This is a genomic window from Pedobacter sp., assembly GCF_041645105.1.
Taxonomy (GTDB): domain Bacteria; phylum Bacteroidota; class Bacteroidia; order Sphingobacteriales; family Sphingobacteriaceae; genus Pedobacter.
On sequence record NZ_JBAZQQ010000001.1, the window covers coordinates 152,736 to 169,547 of the forward strand.

The following is a 16,812-nucleotide window of genomic DNA, read 5'->3' on the forward strand; positions in this document are numbered from 1 at the left end:
TCCCCCAACTAAAAAGAAGGGGGATCTTTAAAAGATATCTAAATATTAAGCATCTACTTCTTCTTGTTTCGAAGCTAATAATTTATCGTATTCTTCTTGAGAACCTACAATGATACGCTCATATCCACGTACACCAGTACCTGAAGGGATTAAGTGTCCAACAATTACGTTTTCTTTCAATCCAAGCATGCTATCACGTTTACCAGCAATTGCTGCTTCGTTTAACACTTTTGTAGTTTCCTGGAACGATGCCGCCGAGATGAACGATTTCGTACCTAATGAAGCACGTGTAATACCTTGCAACATAGAACTTGCCGTTGCAGGTCTTGCATCACGAACTTCAATCTGTTTCAAATCTTTACGTTTCAATTGAGAATTCTCATCTCTTAATTTACGTAATGAAATGATCTGACCAGGTTTCACAGTCTCAGAATCACCAGCTTCAACAACAACTTTTTTGTCGTAGATCTCGTCATTCTCGATCATGAAGTCCCAACGATCCGCAGAGTTGTTCTCTAAGAAAGTTGTATCTCCCGGATCTTCAATATGAACCTTCTGCATCATTTGGTGTACAATTACCTCAAAATGCTTATCATTGATTTTCACACCTTGTAAACGGTAAACCTCTTGGATACCATTCACTAAGTACTCTTGTACAGCCGCAGGGCCTTTAATAGCCAGGATGTCTGCAGGAGAGATTGAACCATCTGATAAAGGCATACCTGCTTTTACAAAGTCATTATCCTGTACAAGGATGTGTTTAGACAATGGAACCAGATATTTTTTAACCTCACCATCTTTCGATTCGATAGTCATCTCACGGTTACCACGTTTCACACCTCCTAAAGTTACCACACCATCAATCTCTGTTACTACAGCAGGGTTAGATGGATTACGTGCTTCGAAAAGTTCAGTTACACGTGGTAAACCACCCGTAATATCCCTTGTTTTTCCAGTTGCACGAGGTATCTTAACAAGGATCTGTCCTGTTTGAACCATATCACCTTCATCAATTGCAATGTGGGCACCAACCGGGATGTTATATCCTCTGATCAATTCACCTTTTTTGTCAACGATTCTTACTGAAGGGTTTTTAGTTTTATCACGTGTATCAATAATTACTTTCTCACGGTGACCAGTTTGCTCATCCGACTCTTCACGGAAGGTTACACCTTCGATAATTGCATCAAACTCAATCTTACCGGCAAATTCCGAGATGATAACCGCGTTGTACGGATCCCATGAACAAATTCTATCACCTTTAGTGATCTTAGTGCCATCCTCAACATATAAGAATGAACCATAAGGAATATTGTTTGTCATGATTACTTTACCAGTACCTGGCTCAACAATCTTGAATTCACCTGAACGACCTAATACAATCTGAGTATCACCATCTTCAGTTTTAGTTGCTACAGTACGAACGTTCTCAAATTCGATCTGACCATCAAACTTAGCAATGATCTGAGATTCTGCAGCGATGTTCGATGCAGTACCCCCAACGTGGAACGTACGTAGTGTTAACTGTGTACCCGGCTCACCGATTGACTGTGCAGCAATTACACCAACAGCCTCTCCTTTTTGAACACGTTTACCAGTTGCAAGGTTACGACCATAACACAATGCACAAACACCTCTTTGATTTTCGCAGGTTAACACCGAACGAATTTCAATACCCTCAAGCGGAGATTCTTCAATTGTCTTAGCAATTTCTTCAGTGATATCCTGTCCGGCACCAACTAATAATTCTCCATTTAAAGGATTGAATACATCATGTAGAGAGATACGACCTAATAATCTGTCATATAACGGTTCAACAATGTCTTCATTATCTTTCAATGCTGTAGTATACATACCTCTTAATGTACCGCAATCCTCAGAATTAACGATCATATCCTGGGCCACATCATGTAAACGACGTGTCAGGTAACCAGCATCGGCAGTTTTTAACGCCGTATCCGCCAAACCTTTACGAGCACCGTGGGTAGAGATAAAGTACTCTAATACCGACAGACCTTCTTTAAAGTTTGATAAGATCGGGTTTTCAATAATCTCACCACCTGAACCAGATTTCTGAGGCTTAGCCATCAAACCACGCATACCGCATAGCTGACGAATCTGCTCTTTCGAACCACGGGCTCCAGAGTCCAACATCATATATACAGAGTTGAAACCTTGGTTATCGCTCGACAACTGATTCATCACGAATGATGTTAATCTGTTATTGATACGAGTCCAGATATCGATAATTTGGTTGTAACGTTCATTGTTGGTAATGAAACCCATGTTATAGTTGTTTCTTACCTCATCAACTTCGTTAGAAGCTTGCTCTAATAGCGCTTGCTTCTCAACAGGGATGTTTACATCCTGCAAGTTAAATGATAAACCACCACGGAATGCCATTTGGAAACCTAATTCCTTAATGTCATCAAGGAACCTTGATGCACGAGCCATACCTGTGATTTTAACAACCTCACCAATAATATCTCTTAAAGATTTTTTAGTCAACAATTCGTTGATATAACCTACTTCTTCCGGTACCATTTGGTTAAACAATACGCGACCTACAGTAGTTTCAATCAATTTATTAGCGATTGTACCGTCTTCTAATTTAACATTTACTTTTACTTTGATAAATGCATGAAGATCGATCATCTTCTCATTGTAAGCAATGATTACCTCTTCTGGAGAATAGAAAGAAAAATCCTGACCTTTAACTACACGTGTTTCATCAGTTCTACGGCCTTTAGTAATATAATAAAGACCCAAAACCATATCCTGAGAAGGTACTGTAATTGGGGTACCATTTGCAGGGTTCAGAATGTTGTGTGCTGCAAGCATTAATACTTGCGCTTCAAGGATTGCGGCGTGCCCTAATGGTAAGTGTACTGCCATCTGGTCACCGTCAAAATCCGCGTTAAAAGCCGTACACACTAATGGGTGTAACTGGATCGCTTTACCTTCAACCAATTTAGGCTGGAACGACTGTATACCTAATCTGTGCAACGTAGGCGCACGGTTTAGTAATACAGGGTGTCCCTTTAAAACATTCTCAAGAATATCCCAAACTAATGGATCTTTTCTGTCTACAATTTTCTTTGCAGATTTTACTGTTTTAACGATACCTCTTTCTATCATCTTGCGGATGATAAATGGTTTGAATAGCTCAGCAGCCATATCTTTAGGTAAACCGCATTCGTGTAATTTAAGGTTAGGACCTACAACAATTACCGAACGTGCCGAATAATCCACACGTTTACCTAATAAGTTCTGACGGAAACGACCTTGTTTACCTTTCAGGATATCTGAAAGAGATTTCAAAGCACGGTTACCTTCAGTTTTTACCGCATTTACTTTACGTGAGTTATCAAATAACGAATCTACAGCTTCCTGTAACATACGTTTTTCGTTACGTAAAATTACCTCTGGAGCTTTGATCTCGATCAAACGCTTCAAACGGTTGTTACGGATAATCACACGACGATATAAATCGTTCAAATCTGAAGTCGCAAAACGACCACCTTCCAATGGAACTAAAGGACGTAATTCTGGTGGAATAACAGGAACAATCTTAATGATCATCCACTCAGGGTTATTCTCAATACGAGATCTTGATCCACGGAAAGCTTCAACCACCTGTAAACGTTTCAAAGCTTCGTTTTTACGTTGCTGAGAAGTTTCGTTTGCAGCCTGGTGACGCAGGTTATATGATAATGTATCTAAGTCAATACGTTTTAATAAATCTTCTAATGCTTCAGCACCCATTTTGGCGATGAATTTATTAGGATCTTTATCATCCAGGTATTGGTTTTCTTTAGGTAACTTATCAAGAATATCTAAATATTCCTCTTCAGTTAAGAAATCCATATACTGAATACCTTCTTCTGCCATAAAACCTGGCTGAATTACTACATAACGCTCGTAGTAAATGATCAGATCAAGTCTTTTTGTTGGTAAGCCTAATAAGTATCCAATTTTATTTGGTAAAGAACGGAAATACCAGATATGCGCAACAGGAACCACCAAATTGATGTGTCCCATACGCTCTCTACGTACTTTCTTTTCTGTTACTTCAACACCACAACGGTCACAAACAATACCTTTATAACGGATACGTTTATATTTACCGCAATGACATTCGTAATCTTTTACCGGACCAAAAATACGCTCGCAAAACAAACCATCACGTTCAGGTTTGTAAGTACGATAATTGATAGTCTCAGGTTTTAACACCTCACCACTTGAGCGCTCTAAAATAGCCTCCGGCGATGCCAAGCTAATGGTAATCGAGGTGAAATTGCTTTTTAATTTATTATCCTTTTTGTAAGACATAGCTCTTTTGTTTGAAAGTTGAAAAATTTAAAAAGTTGGGATGCTAAGCACCCCAACAAAATAACTTTCAACATTAGTCTAACGTAATATCTAAACCTAATCCACGTAACTCATGCACCAACACGTTAAACGATTCTGGTACACCAGGAGTAGGAAGGTTCTCGCCTTTTACAATCGCCTCATAAGTTTTGGCCCTACCGATAACATCATCTGATTTCACAGTTAATATCTCTTGTAGAATATTGGCAGCACCAAATGCTTCCAATGCCCAAACCTCCATCTCACCAAAACGCTGACCACCGAACTGGGCTTTACCACCCAATGGTTGTTGTGTAATCAATGAGTATGGTCCGATCGAACGGGCGTGCATCTTATCATCAACCATGTGCCCTAATTTCAACATGTAGATAATACCTACAGTTGTTGGCTGGTCAAATTTCTCACCCGTTAAACCATTATGTAAATAGGTTCTACCTGAAGCAGGAACACCAGCTTTAGCGATCCAGTCTTCTACCTCGTCATGTTTAGCACCATCAAAAATCGGAGTTGCAAATTTAACACCCAATTCTTTACCGGCCCATGCCAATACAGTTTCATAGATCTGGCCCAAGTTCATACGTGAAGGTACACCCAGTGGGTTCAACACAATATCAACAGGAGTTCCATCTTCAAGGAATGGCATATCTTCATCGCGAACAATACGAGCAACAATACCCTTATTACCGTGACGTCCAGCCATCTTATCCCCTACTTTTAACTTACGTTTTTTAGCTACATAAACTTTAGCCATCTGTACAATACCTGATGGAAGTTCATCACCAACACTGATGGCAAACTTATCACGTTTGTAAGCACCAAGTTCTTCGTTTACACGAATACCATAGTTATGCAACAACATTTTAATCTGATCATTTTTATCATCATCAGTAGTCCATTTGTATGGATTGATGTGAGCATATTCAAGATCAGTTAAGCTCTTCTGAGTAAATTTAGCACCTTTAGGGAACAACAATTCTTTATAAACGTTGAATACACCTTGAGATGTTTTGCCATTTACAATCTGGAACAACTTGTCAACAAGTTCATTTTTCAGATTCGTAGTAGCAATCTCATAACGCTTGTCTAATTTCTCTATCGCTGATTTTTCTTCAGCTTTAGTAGTTTTCTTAGCTCTTGAGAATAATTTGGTATCAATTACAACTCCTTTAATCGATGGAGGAGTTTTTAAAGATGCATCTTTCACATCTCCTGCTTTATCACCAAATATTGCACGTAATAACTTCTCTTCTGGTGAAGGATCAGACTCTCCTTTAGGAGTGATCTTACCAATAAGGATGTCACCTTCTTTCACCTCAGCACCAACACGGATAATACCATGCTCATCTAAATCTTTAGTAGCTTCCTCAGAAACGTTAGGGATATCTGGTGTTAACTCCTCTTCCCCACGTTTTGTATCACGTACTTCTAATTCAAACTCTTCAATGTGTAATGAAGTAAAGATATCTTCACGAACAATACGCTCGCTAATTACGATCGCATCCTCAAAGTTATACCCTTGCCAAGGCATGAAAGCAACCTTTAAGTTTCTTCCTAATGCCAACTCACCATTTTCAGTAGCGTAACCTTCACAAAGTACTTGACCTTTAACAACTTTCTGACCTTTCTGAACGATTGGTTTCAAGTTGATACAAGTATTCTGGTTAGTTTTCTTGAATTTGATCAGTTTATAAGTTTTGCTATCACCTTCGAAAGAAACTAAACGATCGCTGTCGTTTCTAACATATTTAATAGTGATTTCATTAGCATCAACATACTCAACAACACCATCACCTTCAGCATTGATCAGTGTTCTTGAATCGCGGGCTACGCGACCTTCCAAACCTGTACCAACAATCGGAGCTTCAGGACGTAACAATGGTACGGCCTGACGTTGCATGTTCGATCCCATCAAAGCCCTGTTCGCATCATCATGCTCAAGGAAAGGGATCAACGATGCAGCGATCGATGTAATCTGATTAGGTGCCACGTCCATTAAGTCTAATTTCTCAGGCTCAATAACCGGGAAGTCCCCCTCATAACGTGCTTTTACACGTGAAGTGGTGAAGTTACCTTTATCATCATAAGCAGCGTTTGCCTGTGCAATCGTTTTACCGTCTTCATCTTCAGCAGATAAATAGATAACCGGTTCATCAACAACAACGATACCATTCTCAACCTTTTTGTATGGAGTTTCAATGAACCCTAAGTTATTGATCTTCGCATGAACACACAGAGATGAAATCAAACCAATGTTTGGTCCCTCCGGAGTTTCAATAGTACACAAACGACCGTAGTGCGTATAGTGAACGTCACGAACCTCGAAACCTGCACGCTCACGTGATAAACCACCTGGGCCTAAGGCTGACAGACGACGCTTGTGCGTAATCTCTGCCAGAGGATTCGTTTGGTCCATGAACTGCGATAACTGGTTAGTACCAAAGAATGAATTAATAACCGACGATAAAGTACGGGCATTAATCAAATCTGTTGGTGTAAATACCTCGTTATCACGAATGTTCATACGCTCACGGATGGTACGGGCCATACGTGCTAAACCAACACCAAATTGAGCGTATAATTGCTCACCTACAGTACGAACACGACGATTCGACAAGTGATCAATATCATCCACCTCTTCTTTAGAGTTGATTAGTTTAATCAAATATTTAACAATAGCAATAATATCTGCTTTTGTTAAAACCTTTACATGATCAGGAGTATCCATTTTCAACTTACGGTTGATACGGTATCTACCCACATCACCTAAGTCATAACGTTTATCCGAGAAGAACAAACGCTCGATAATACCTCTTGCAGTTTCCTCATCAGGTGGTTCTGCGTTACGCAAAGCACGATAGATGTTTTCAACAGCCTCTTTTTCAGAGTTAGAAGTATCCTTTTGTAAAGTATTATATATAATGGTATAATCAGCTTGGCTAGCACCATCATCTTTAGATAAGATAATCGTTTTAACGCCAGCGTCAATGATCATATCAATATGGTCATCTTCTAAAACAGTATCCCTGTCAAGGATTACCTCATTACGATCGATAGAAACTACCTCACCAGTATCCTCATCCACAAAATCCTCTACCCACTTACGCAATACTCTTGCAGCAAGTTTACGGCCGATGTATTTCTTCAGACCAGATTTGCTAACCTTCACCTCATCGGCAAGATCAAACAACTCAAGGATGTCTTTATCAGAATCGTAACCAATAGCACGTAACAACGTGGTAACAGGGAACTTCTTCTTACGGTCGATATATGCATACATCACGTTATTTACGTCAGTAGCAAACTCGATCCATGAACCTTTGAAAGGAATAACACGAGCAGAATATAACTTAGTTCCGTTAGTGTGACGGCTTTGACCGAAGAACACTCCCGGAGATCTATGTAATTGCGAAACAATTACGCGCTCTGCACCGTTAATCACAAAGGTACCTTTAGGAGTCATATAAGGTATGGTTCCTAAATATACATCTTGAATGATGGTTTCAAAATCTTCGTGTTCAGCATCATTACACGAAAGCTTTAATTTAGCTTTCAATGGAACACTATAAGTTAACCCACGGTCAATACACTCAGGTATATCATAACGTGGTGGGTCAATAAAATAATCCAGGAACTCTAGAACAAAGATATTTCTGGAATCTGTGATTGGAAAGTTTTCAGCAAACACCTTAAATAAGCCCTCTGTATGACGGTTATCTGAAGTAGTTTCAATCTGAAAAAATTCTCTGAATGATTGCAACTGCACATCTAGAAAATCTGGGTAATCTATGATATGCTTACTACGTGCAAAATTTACTCTTTGGTCGACTTTATTTGCCAATGGACTAAAGTTAATTTAGTTTAAGAATAAACTATTTGTTTGGTTTGCCGCTCAACTATTCCATCAACCAAACTAAATGAAATGTTTATAAACAGGTATAGACTCCGACTATAAAGTCGGAGTCTACGTTTAATTTATATCGAATTTAAGTTCTTACTTAATTTCAACTACAGCTCCAGCTTCTTCTAATTGTTTTTTCAAAGCTTCTGCTTCGTCTTTAGCAACACCAGCTTTTAATTCTTTAGGCGCGCCATCAACTAAGTCTTTAGCTTCTTTCAAACCTAAACCAGTTAAGTCTTTTACCAATTTAACAACTGCTAATTTCTGACCACCAGCTTCTTTCAATATAACATCAAAAGTAGATTTTTCTTCAGCCGCAGGAGCAGCGTCACCGCCACCAGCTGCAACAGCTACTGCAGCAGCAGCTGGTTCAATACCGTACTCGTCTTTTAAGATTTGAGCTAATTCGTTAACTTCTTTAACTGTTAAGTTTACCAATTGCTCAGCAAACGCTTTTAAATCTGCCATTTTTATAGATTTTTAAAAATTTACGTAATAATAATTATTTAATATGAACTTTTAAGGTGTCCCTTAACCTTCTCTTTCCTGAAGAGTTTTAACAATTCCTGCAATTTTGTTACCGCCAGACTTTAATGCCGAAATAACGTTTTTAGCTGGTGATTGTAATAATCCGATGATATCTCCAATAAGCTCTTCTCTTGATTTCAAGCTTACTAAAGTATCTAATTGGTTATCACCAACAAATACTGTTGAATCGATATATGCAGCCTTAAGCTGTGGTTTGTCAGATCCTTTTCTCAAGGCTTTGATCAGCTTAGCTGGACCATTACCTACTGTTGAGAATAATAATGCTGACTGACCTTTTAGCGCAACAAAGATTTCTGATGCATCGCCATCTAATCCTTCGATCGCTTTTTTGATCAAAGTATTTTTAGCTACTTGCATTTCAATCCCGCTTTCGAAACATTTGCGACGAATAGCGTTAATCTTCTCAACAGTTAAGCTTGATGTATCGGTGATATAAAAATTACCGAATTCCTGCATCTTCACTTGAAGAGCCGAAACGACTTCATGTTTTTCTTCTCTGTTCATAATTAGATCCCCGCTACTGATTTAGTTTCGATTGCAATTCCAGGACTCATAGTTGAAGAAACATGAATGCTCTTAAAATAAGTTCCTTTTGCAGCAGATGGTTTTAGCTTAGAAATTACCTGAAGTACTTCTAATGCATTTTCATATATTTTTTCTGCTGGGAATGATACTTTTCCTACCGAAGCGTGAATGATACCACTTTTGTCAACTTTAAAATCAATCTTACCGCCTTTTACATCAGTTACTGCTTTACCAACTTCGTTAGTAACAGTACCTGACTTAGGGTTTGGCATAAGGTTACGTGGACCTAAAACTCGGCCCAGTTTACCTACTTTTGCCATACAAGCAGGAGTAGTGATAATAATGTCAACATCAGTCCATCCACCTTCAATCTTGGCTACATATTCATCTAAACCTACAAAATCTGCACCTGCCGCTTTAGCCTCTTCTTCCTTATCAGGAGTACAAAGAACTAATACACGTACAGTTTTACCTGTTCCGTGTGGTAAAGTAGCAATACCACGTACCATTTGATTGGCTTTACGTGGATCTACGCCTAAAGATACGTCGATATCAACCGATGCATCAAATTTAGTTGTAGTAATCTCTTTTACCAAAGCAGCCGCATCCTTTAAAGAATACGTTTTTCCAGATTCTAGTTTAGCATGTGCCTTTTTTTGATTTTTTGTTAATTTAGCCACTGTTGTAAACTGTTAATTGTTAATTAATTTGACCAAGGTGCATCACCGCTAACGGTGATTCCCATACTGCGTGCTGTACCGGCAACCATACTCATTGCCGATTCGATAGTAAATGCATTTAAATCAGTCATTTTATCTTCAGCAATCGACTTAACCTGATCCCAAGTCACCGAACCAACTTTCTTACGGTTGGGCTCAGCAGAACCACTCGCTAGTTTAGTCGCATCCTTAAGTTGGATAGCAACAGGAGGGGTTTTGATGATAAATTCGAAAGACTTGTCAGCATAAACAGTAATTACAACTGGTAATACTTTACCTGGCTTATCTTGGGTACGAGCATTGAATTGCTTGCAAAATTCCATTATATTCACCCCCTTAGCACCTAACGCAGGTCCTACTGGTGGCGATGGATTTGCAGCTCCACCCTTGATCTGTAACTTAACAAGTGCACTGACTTCTTTTGCCATTTTCTGTTTTTGTTAATTTGTAATACTCAATGTTATAATGTTGGAAGCAAGTAACATTTAAGATCTTGATATTGTTTTAAAAAAATAAAACTATTCTTTTTCAACTTGCATATAGTTAAGCTCCAATGGAGTCTTTCTTCCGAAAATCTTAACCATAACTTTTAATTTCTTTTTCTCTTCGTTAACCTCTTCGATTACGCCGGTGAAACCATTAAATGGTCCATCCATAACTTTCACGTTCTCACCAACATAGTAAGCTACGTTCATGGTTTCGCCTTGCTGGCTCATCTCATCAACTTTACCTAAAATGCGGTTAACTTCTGCCTGGCGCATAGGTACAGGGTTTCCTCCCTTATCCCCTAAAAAGCCAATCACACTATTAATATTCTTAATAATGTGTTCTAATTCTCCATCTAAAGTAGCTTCTATCAAAACATAGCCCGGATAAAAATTGCGTTCTTTTGCAATCTTTTTACCATCCTTCATCTGATAATATTTTTCCATTGGTATCAATACCTGCGGTACCAAATGAGAAAAACCTAAACGGCTAATTTCAGAATCGATATACTGTTTTACCTTCTTCTCTTTTCCGCTAACAGCTCTAACTACATACCATTTCAACTGACTGTCCATTTAGCTCTTTTAATTAGAAAGTGATTTATAAAAAGTCTCTAAAACAAAAGTAGATCCTTTATCCATCGCAAATATTACTAACGCAATGATTAATGAAGCTACCAAAACCAACACTGCCGAATTTTGCAATTCGCCCCATGTAGGCCAAGTAACCTTGTGGGTCATTTCATCGTATGATTCTTTAATAAATTGAACTACTTTAGCCATAATTATCTTTTTGCACGGGAACAAGGATTCGAACCCTGATCAAAGGTTTTGGAGACCTCTATTCTACCATTGAACTATTCCCGTGTATATTAATTCTTGTCTTAAGAATTGGCAATCTTTAGAACAAAGTACTCAGGCGATAAAGCCTAAGTACTTTGCTTTATATTCTCTACTTCCCGAAGGAGGTATTGACTATTTTAAAATTTCAGTTACCTGACCAGCACCTACTGTTCTACCACCCTCACGGATTGCGAAACGTAGACCTTTTTCCATTGCGATTGCGTTGATCAATTTAACTGTGATCGTAACGTTATCACCTGGCATAACCATTTCAGTTCCTTCAGCTAGTGAAATCTCACCAGTTACGTCTGTGGTACGGAAATAGAATTGTGGACGGTATTTGTTAAAGAATGGAGTGTGACGTCCACCTTCTGCTTTTGATAATACATAGATCTCAGCTTTGAAATCTGTGTGAGGAGTTACTGAACCTGGTTTACAGATAACCATACCACGACGGATATCAGTTTTCTCAATACCACGTAACAATAGACCTACGTTATCACCTGCTTCACCATAATCAAGGATCTTACGGAACATCTCAACACCTGTTACAGTTGATTTAAGATTTTCTGCACCCATACCCAAGATCTCAACTGGATCACCAGAGTTGATTACACCACGCTCAATACGACCAGTTGCAACAGTACCACGACCAGTGATCGAGAATACGTCCTCAACAGGCATTAAGAATGGAAGATCAGTTAAACGTGGAGGAATTGGAATGTAGCTATCAACAGCATCCATTAATTCCATAATTTTTCCAACCCATTTCGGATCTCCGTTCAAGCCACCAAGAGCTGAACCTTGAATAACTGGAATATCATCACCTGGGAATTCGTAGAACGATAATAATTCACGAACTTCCATTTCTACTAATTCTAACAATTCAGGGTCATCAACCATATCCACTTTATTCATGAATACAACCAATGAAGGAACACCAACCTGACGAGCTAATAGAATGTGCTCGCGAGTTTGTGGCATCGGACCATCTGTAGCAGCTACAACGATGATAGCTCCATCCATCTGCGCAGCACCAGTAACCATGTTCTTCACATAATCCGCGTGACCTGGACAGTCAACGTGTGCATAGTGACGAGCTGATGTTGAATACTCAACGTGTGATGTATTGATAGTGATACCTCTTTCTTTTTCCTCTGGAGCAGAGTCAATAGAATCAAATGAACGTGCCTCAGACAAACCAGCATCAGACAACACTTTAGAGATAGCTGCTGTTAGGGTTGTTTTACCGTGGTCAACGTGACCGATTGTGCCGATATTTAAGTGCGGCTTGCTGCGGTCAAACTTTTCTTTTGCCATGTTTTTATACTTATTAGTAGGTTAACTTTTTATTTATTATTTGTTTTGATACTATTTCAACACGAAAAACCTTGTTCAGCTGCTTTCTATAACAGATTCACAAAGCATCTCTTTTTTTGAGCCAAAGATGGGACTTGAACCCACGACCTCTTCCTTACCAAGGAAGTGCTCTACCGCTGAGCTACTTCGGCTTTTATTCTTAGCCTGCATTTTTCTAACCAGTAACAAAGGTTAAAAAACTGCCTGCAGACTGCCCAGCTTTCTTTTTCCAATTTGAGCGGAAGACGAGGTTCGAACTCGCGACCTATAGCTTGGAAGGCTATCGCTCTACCAACTGAGCTACTTCCGCTTTTATTATAGTGGGGGGAGAAGGATTCGAACCTTCGAAGTCTTGCGACAACAGAGTTACAGTCTGTCCCATTTGGCCACTCTGGTATCCCCCCTCTTTCAATTTCAGAACATAATTCTAAAATTAGAAAGAGCCTCCTATCGGAATCGAACCAATGACCTACTGATTACAAGTCAGTTGCTCTACCAGCTGAGCTAAGGAGGCTTATATAACCCATTACTATAATTTAGTAATGTTTTCTACAATATTAATCTTTCACAGAACTTCCCTCTTTCTTACCGGGCCAACGCCCTCTCTGAATGGGAATGCAAATCTACAAGAATTTCTATACGAAGCAAAATTATTTTCAAAAAAAAATTGGCAGAACTAAATCTGCCAATTCATTATCAAAAACCGAAGAAATATATATCTAATAATCAGATACTTCATTCGCGTTCAACAAAATCTTATGTTCGCTCAATTTAGTTCTGGTCTTATCTTTATGTTTAGTGATTTGTTTTTTTAATGATTCTATCGCCAAATCCGTTGCCTCTTCAAATGTTTTACATTGTTCTTTTGCAAACATTGTACCTCCCGGGACAATGAGTTTAACCTCACTTATTTTATTAGCCTCATCATCTACATTTTCTAGTTTTAGGTATACTTCGCCACTAATGATCTGATCAAAGAACTGATCCAGCTTATCAACTTTCCTTTGAATAAAATCTAACAACTTCTGGTCTGCATTGAAATGGATCGATTGAACTGTAATTTTCATGTTTTCCTCCTTTTTTACGCCTTTGGATGGGCCTGTTTATATATTGTTTTTAATCTTTCTACTGAATTGTGTGTATACACCTGCGTGGCAGCCAGGCTGGCATGCCCCAATAATTCTTTTATAGCATTCAAATCAGCCCCCCTGTTCAACAAACTCGTTGCATAAGTATGTCGTAATACATGCGGACTCTTTTTGTCTTGTGTCGTTATATATGCCAAACAACGCTGAACTATTCTTCTCACAAATTCAGGGTAAGCCTCCGCTCCTTTATTAGTAACGATTAGGCGTGCTGTTTTGTTATCAAAATTTTGTAATGTTTTTAATTCGATATAAGCTTTTAACTGATCACTCAAAATCCGGCCTATAGGAATGACCCGTTCTTTGTTTCTTTTACCTGTTACACGAATCGTGGAGTCATAAAAATTGACATCAGAATCATTAAGCGAAATGAGTTCTGCCAGACGCATCCCCGTTCCAAATAAAGTTTCAATTATCAATCGTTCACGTATAGATGAAAAACTGTCATCGAAAACCTCTTCAGAGTCGAGCAAAAGACCAAGTTTCTCATCATCAACAAAAACAGGAAGCTTTTTGGGCACCTTTGGTGCTTTTATCAACTTCATTGGATTTGCTGTGATTATATTTTGCTTTACAAGGTATTTGTAAAAGCTGCGTAAGGTTGATAATTTTCTACCCACAGAATTTGCAGAGAGATCATTGTCCATTAAAGACACCATAAAATCTCTCACATGTATATACTTCACTTCCGGCAAAGACAATTCATATGTCTCTAACATGAAATCACCAAACTGAATCAGATCTATTCTGTAAGACTGTATGGTATGTGAAGAATATCTCTTCTCGTGCTGCAAATAGGTCAAAAATTGTTCAACCGTCATAGATGATCTTGTATTACTCGTTTTTTGAATATACAAAATATTTATTCAATACATGTCTTTTAAAAACAAAAAAAAACGCCACCGAATAATCGATGGCGTTTTAATTTTATATTAAACTTTTAAGAACTAGATTGTTCCTTCAAGTTGCATGTTCTGCTTATAAATAGCGTGTTTCACTTGTATACGACGAGCTACAGATTTTTTCTCATAAGCTTGGCGGCTACGTAATTCTCTTAACACCCCAGTTTTTTCAAATTTCTTTTTGAAACGTTTTAACGCCTTATCTAGTGATTCGCCGTCTTTAATATTAATAATGATCATAACGTAAAAATACCTCCTCTCGTTGTTTTTAGGATTGCAAAGATAGAACTTTCATTTGATATGAAAAAGTATTTAGCTATATTTATTCATCAATCTGTCTATTATGAAATCTAAAAAACCAATTTACATTACTATCGGCATCCTAATCCTTATTCTAGGCGGGTTCATCTATTACCGTTACTACTTTGTATTTGGCGAAGGCGTTAAAGCTGGCGAACTGAATTATGTAGTTAAAAAGGGTTACATGTTTAAAACCTATGAAGGCAAGTTGATCCAATCTGGGATACGGTCCAGACAAACAGGAAATATTCAGTCAAATGAATTTGAATTTTCTGTAAGTGATGAAGCCATTGCCCAAAAGATGATGCTGAATAGCGGCAAGGTATTCGAACTGCATTATAAAGAGTATGTCAACTCCCTACCCTGGAGAGGTTACAGCCCTTATGTAGTAGACAGTATTATTTCTATAAAATAATAGGTATATAAAATAAATCCGGGTATCATTTCAATACGCCGGATTTACCAGTTTTAATAGATATTTGGTTAGAATAGTCTTTTTTATAAATGGAGAAAGCTAAGCTTTAAGTACTTCTCTTGCTATTACAATTTTTTGTATTTCAGATGTACCCTCTCCAATGGTACAAAGCTTACTGTCGCGATAAAACTTCTCTACCGGAAAATCTTTAGTATATCCATAGCCTCCGAAAATCTGTACAGCTTCCGTCGCACATCTAACTGACACCTCAGAAGCGAAGTATTTGGCCATTGCCGATTCTTTAGTCATAGGTAAACCCCGGTTCTTTAAATCAGCAGCCTGTCTGATCAGTAATTCGGCAGCCTCAATTTCTGTTGCCATATCAGCAAGTTTAAAACTGATACCCTGGAAGCTTGCGATAGGTTGTCCGAACTGGTGACGTTCTTTTGCATAAGCAACAGAAGCTTCATAAGCTCCTTTGGCAATACCCAGCGCTAGAGCTGCGATAGAAATTCTTCCACCATCCAGTACTTTCATAGCTTGCTTGAAACCTTCCCCTTCCTTACCTAAAAGATTAGCAGCAGGCACACGGCAATTATCAAATATCATTTCCGTTGTTTCCGAAGCTCTCATTCCCAGCTTATTTTCTTTTTTGCCGGCAGAAAAACCAGGTGTCCCACGTTCAACAACAATTGCAGAAATACCTTTAGCATCTCCTTTATCTCCTGTGCGTACCATTACAACAGCCACATCACCTGATTTACCATGGGTAATCCAGTTCTTTGCACCATTAATAATATATTCATCGCCATCCAGAACAGCGGTTGTCATCATTCTTAAAGCATCCGATCCGGTATTCGCCTCAGTTAACCCCCAGGCTCCTATCCACTCAGCAGTGGCCAGCTTAGGTAACCACTTTTGTTTCTGCTCTTCATTACCAAACGTAAGGATATGTCCTGTACATAATGAGTTATGGGCCGCCAATGATAAACCTACTGAACCACAAACTTTTGCCACTCCGACAATTACATCCACATACTCCTGATAACCGAAGCCAGAGCCGCCATAAATCTCAGGAACCAATACACCCATTAAGCCCAGTTCACCTAATTGCTTAAAAACTTCAATCGGAAAATATTGTGCTTCGTCCCATTCCATCAGATTGGGCTTTATATTTTTTTCGGCAAAATCTTTCACCATCCCTCTTATCATCTCCTGATTTTCTGAAATACTAAAATTAAAGCCTACGGAATTATCCATCGTTTCGAACATATTTTATGGTTTGAATTTGGGCAATGATA

General features: G+C 38.6%; 14 protein-coding genes and 5 tRNA genes. 1 reads left to right on the plus strand and 18 read right to left on the minus strand.

Annotated elements, in window-relative coordinates:
• Window positions 1–45 precede the first annotated feature (45 nt).
• From rpoC to rpsU, 17 genes are all read right to left on the minus strand, one after another.
• A complete protein-coding gene (gene rpoC, locus WC623_RS00605) occupies window positions 46–4,332 on the minus strand; it encodes a DNA-directed RNA polymerase subunit beta' (RefSeq protein WP_372847606.1) in 4,287 nt (1,428 codons plus the stop codon).
• Window positions 4,333–4,405: 73 nt separating this feature from the next.
• Entirely contained in the window at window positions 4,406–8,209 is a 3,804-nt protein-coding gene (gene rpoB, locus WC623_RS00610; RefSeq protein ID WP_372847607.1) for a DNA-directed RNA polymerase subunit beta, read from the minus strand.
• Window positions 8,210–8,362: 153 nt separating this feature from the next.
• Window positions 8,363–8,737 (minus strand): 50S ribosomal protein L7/L12, encoded by a 375-nt coding sequence (gene rplL / locus WC623_RS00615; RefSeq protein WP_349784571.1) that lies wholly within the window; start codon window positions 8,735–8,737, stop codon window positions 8,363–8,365.
• Window positions 8,738–8,800: 63 nt separating this feature from the next.
• On the minus strand, window positions 8,801–9,322 hold the full coding sequence (rplJ, locus tag WC623_RS00620; RefSeq protein WP_372847608.1) for a 50S ribosomal protein L10: 522 nt from the start codon (window positions 9,320–9,322) through the stop codon (window positions 8,801–8,803).
• A gap of 2 nt (window positions 9,323–9,324) precedes the next feature.
• Window positions 9,325–10,023, minus strand: a complete 699-nt coding sequence (gene rplA, locus WC623_RS00625) for a 50S ribosomal protein L1 (RefSeq protein WP_084291015.1) — start codon at window positions 10,021–10,023, stop codon at window positions 9,325–9,327.
• Between the two features lie 23 nt (window positions 10,024–10,046).
• A complete protein-coding gene (gene rplK / locus WC623_RS00630) occupies window positions 10,047–10,490 on the minus strand; it encodes a 50S ribosomal protein L11 (RefSeq protein WP_372847609.1) in 444 nt (147 codons plus the stop codon).
• A gap of 90 nt (window positions 10,491–10,580) precedes the next feature.
• Entirely contained in the window at window positions 10,581–11,123 is a 543-nt protein-coding gene (nusG, locus tag WC623_RS00635; RefSeq protein ID WP_372847610.1) for a transcription termination/antitermination protein NusG, read from the minus strand.
• Window positions 11,124–11,132: 9 nt separating this feature from the next.
• Window positions 11,133–11,330: a preprotein translocase subunit SecE gene (gene secE, locus WC623_RS00640; RefSeq protein WP_349784566.1), complete on the minus strand. Its 198-nt coding sequence runs from the start codon at window positions 11,328–11,330 to the stop codon at window positions 11,133–11,135.
• Window positions 11,331–11,343: 13 nt separating this feature from the next.
• Window positions 11,344–11,414: transfer RNA gene (locus WC623_RS00645), tRNA-Trp, on the minus strand.
• Between the two features lie 108 nt (window positions 11,415–11,522).
• The gene (tuf, locus tag WC623_RS00650) at window positions 11,523–12,710 is read right to left on the minus strand and encodes an elongation factor Tu (RefSeq protein WP_372847611.1); all 1,188 of its coding nucleotides are present in this window, start codon (window positions 12,708–12,710) and stop codon (window positions 11,523–11,525) included.
• 119 nt (window positions 12,711–12,829) lie between these two features.
• Window positions 12,830–12,901 (minus strand) — tRNA-Thr (locus WC623_RS00655).
• Window positions 12,902–12,986: 85 nt separating this feature from the next.
• Window positions 12,987–13,059 (minus strand) — tRNA-Gly (locus WC623_RS00660).
• Between the two features lie 11 nt (window positions 13,060–13,070).
• A tRNA-Tyr gene (locus tag WC623_RS00665) sits at window positions 13,071–13,153 on the minus strand.
• A gap of 37 nt (window positions 13,154–13,190) precedes the next feature.
• Window positions 13,191–13,263, minus strand: a tRNA-Thr gene (locus WC623_RS00670).
• A 205-nt stretch (window positions 13,264–13,468) separates the two neighbouring features.
• Window positions 13,469–13,816, minus strand: coding sequence for a ribosome hibernation-promoting factor, HPF/YfiA family (gene hpf / locus WC623_RS00675; RefSeq protein WP_372847612.1), 348 nt, complete (start codon window positions 13,814–13,816; stop codon window positions 13,469–13,471).
• Between the two features lie 14 nt (window positions 13,817–13,830).
• Window positions 13,831–14,715, minus strand: coding sequence for a tyrosine-type recombinase/integrase (locus WC623_RS00680; RefSeq protein WP_372847613.1), 885 nt, complete (start codon window positions 14,713–14,715; stop codon window positions 13,831–13,833).
• A 126-nt stretch (window positions 14,716–14,841) separates the two neighbouring features.
• Window positions 14,842–15,036 (minus strand): 30S ribosomal protein S21, encoded by a 195-nt coding sequence (gene rpsU, locus WC623_RS00685; protein ID WP_349784562.1) that lies wholly within the window; start codon window positions 15,034–15,036, stop codon window positions 14,842–14,844.
• A gap of 103 nt (window positions 15,037–15,139) precedes the next feature.
• Between rpsU and WC623_RS00690 the strand changes: the two genes are divergently transcribed.
• Entirely contained in the window at window positions 15,140–15,511 is a 372-nt protein-coding gene (locus WC623_RS00690; RefSeq protein WP_372847614.1) for a hypothetical protein, read from the plus strand.
• Between the two features lie 99 nt (window positions 15,512–15,610).
• On the opposite strand, the gene WC623_RS00695 is transcribed toward WC623_RS00690, so the two are convergent.
• A complete protein-coding gene (locus tag WC623_RS00695; RefSeq protein ID WP_372847615.1) occupies window positions 15,611–16,771 on the minus strand; it encodes an acyl-CoA dehydrogenase family protein in 1,161 nt (386 codons plus the stop codon).
• Window positions 16,772–16,812 lie beyond the last annotated feature (41 nt).

Excerpts from the sequence above, each read along its gene's own strand:
- rpoC (WP_372847606.1), bottom strand. The coding sequence starts at position 4,332 with ATGTCTTACAAAAAGGATAATAAATTAAAAAGCAATTTCACCTCGATT.
- rplL (WP_349784571.1), bottom strand. The coding sequence starts at position 8,737 with ATGGCAGATTTAAAAGCGTTTGCTGAGCAATTGGTAAACTTAACAGTT.
- rplJ (WP_372847608.1), bottom strand. The coding sequence starts at position 9,322 with ATGAACAGAGAAGAAAAACATGAAGTCGTTTCGGCTCTTCAAGTGAAG.
- rplK (WP_372847609.1), bottom strand. The coding sequence starts at position 10,490 with ATGGCAAAAGAAGTCAGTGCACTTGTTAAGTTACAGATCAAGGGTGGA.
- nusG (WP_372847610.1), bottom strand. The coding sequence starts at position 11,123 with ATGGACAGTCAGTTGAAATGGTATGTAGTTAGAGCTGTTAGCGGAAAA.
- secE (WP_349784566.1), bottom strand. The coding sequence starts at position 11,330 with ATGGCTAAAGTAGTTCAATTTATTAAAGAATCATACGATGAAATGACC.
- tuf (WP_372847611.1), bottom strand. The coding sequence starts at position 12,710 with ATGGCAAAAGAAAAGTTTGACCGCAGCAAGCCGCACTTAAATATCGGC.
- hpf (WP_372847612.1), bottom strand. The coding sequence starts at position 13,816 with ATGAAAATTACAGTTCAATCGATCCATTTCAATGCAGACCAGAAGTTG.
- WC623_RS00680 (WP_372847613.1), bottom strand. The coding sequence starts at position 14,715 with ATGACGGTTGAACAATTTTTGACCTATTTGCAGCACGAGAAGAGATAT.
- rpsU (WP_349784562.1), bottom strand. The coding sequence starts at position 15,036 with ATGATCATTATTAATATTAAAGACGGCGAATCACTAGATAAGGCGTTA.
- WC623_RS00690 (WP_372847614.1), top strand. The coding sequence starts at position 15,140 with ATGAAATCTAAAAAACCAATTTACATTACTATCGGCATCCTAATCCTT.
- WC623_RS00695 (WP_372847615.1), bottom strand. The coding sequence starts at position 16,771 with ATGGATAATTCCGTAGGCTTTAATTTTAGTATTTCAGAAAATCAGGAG.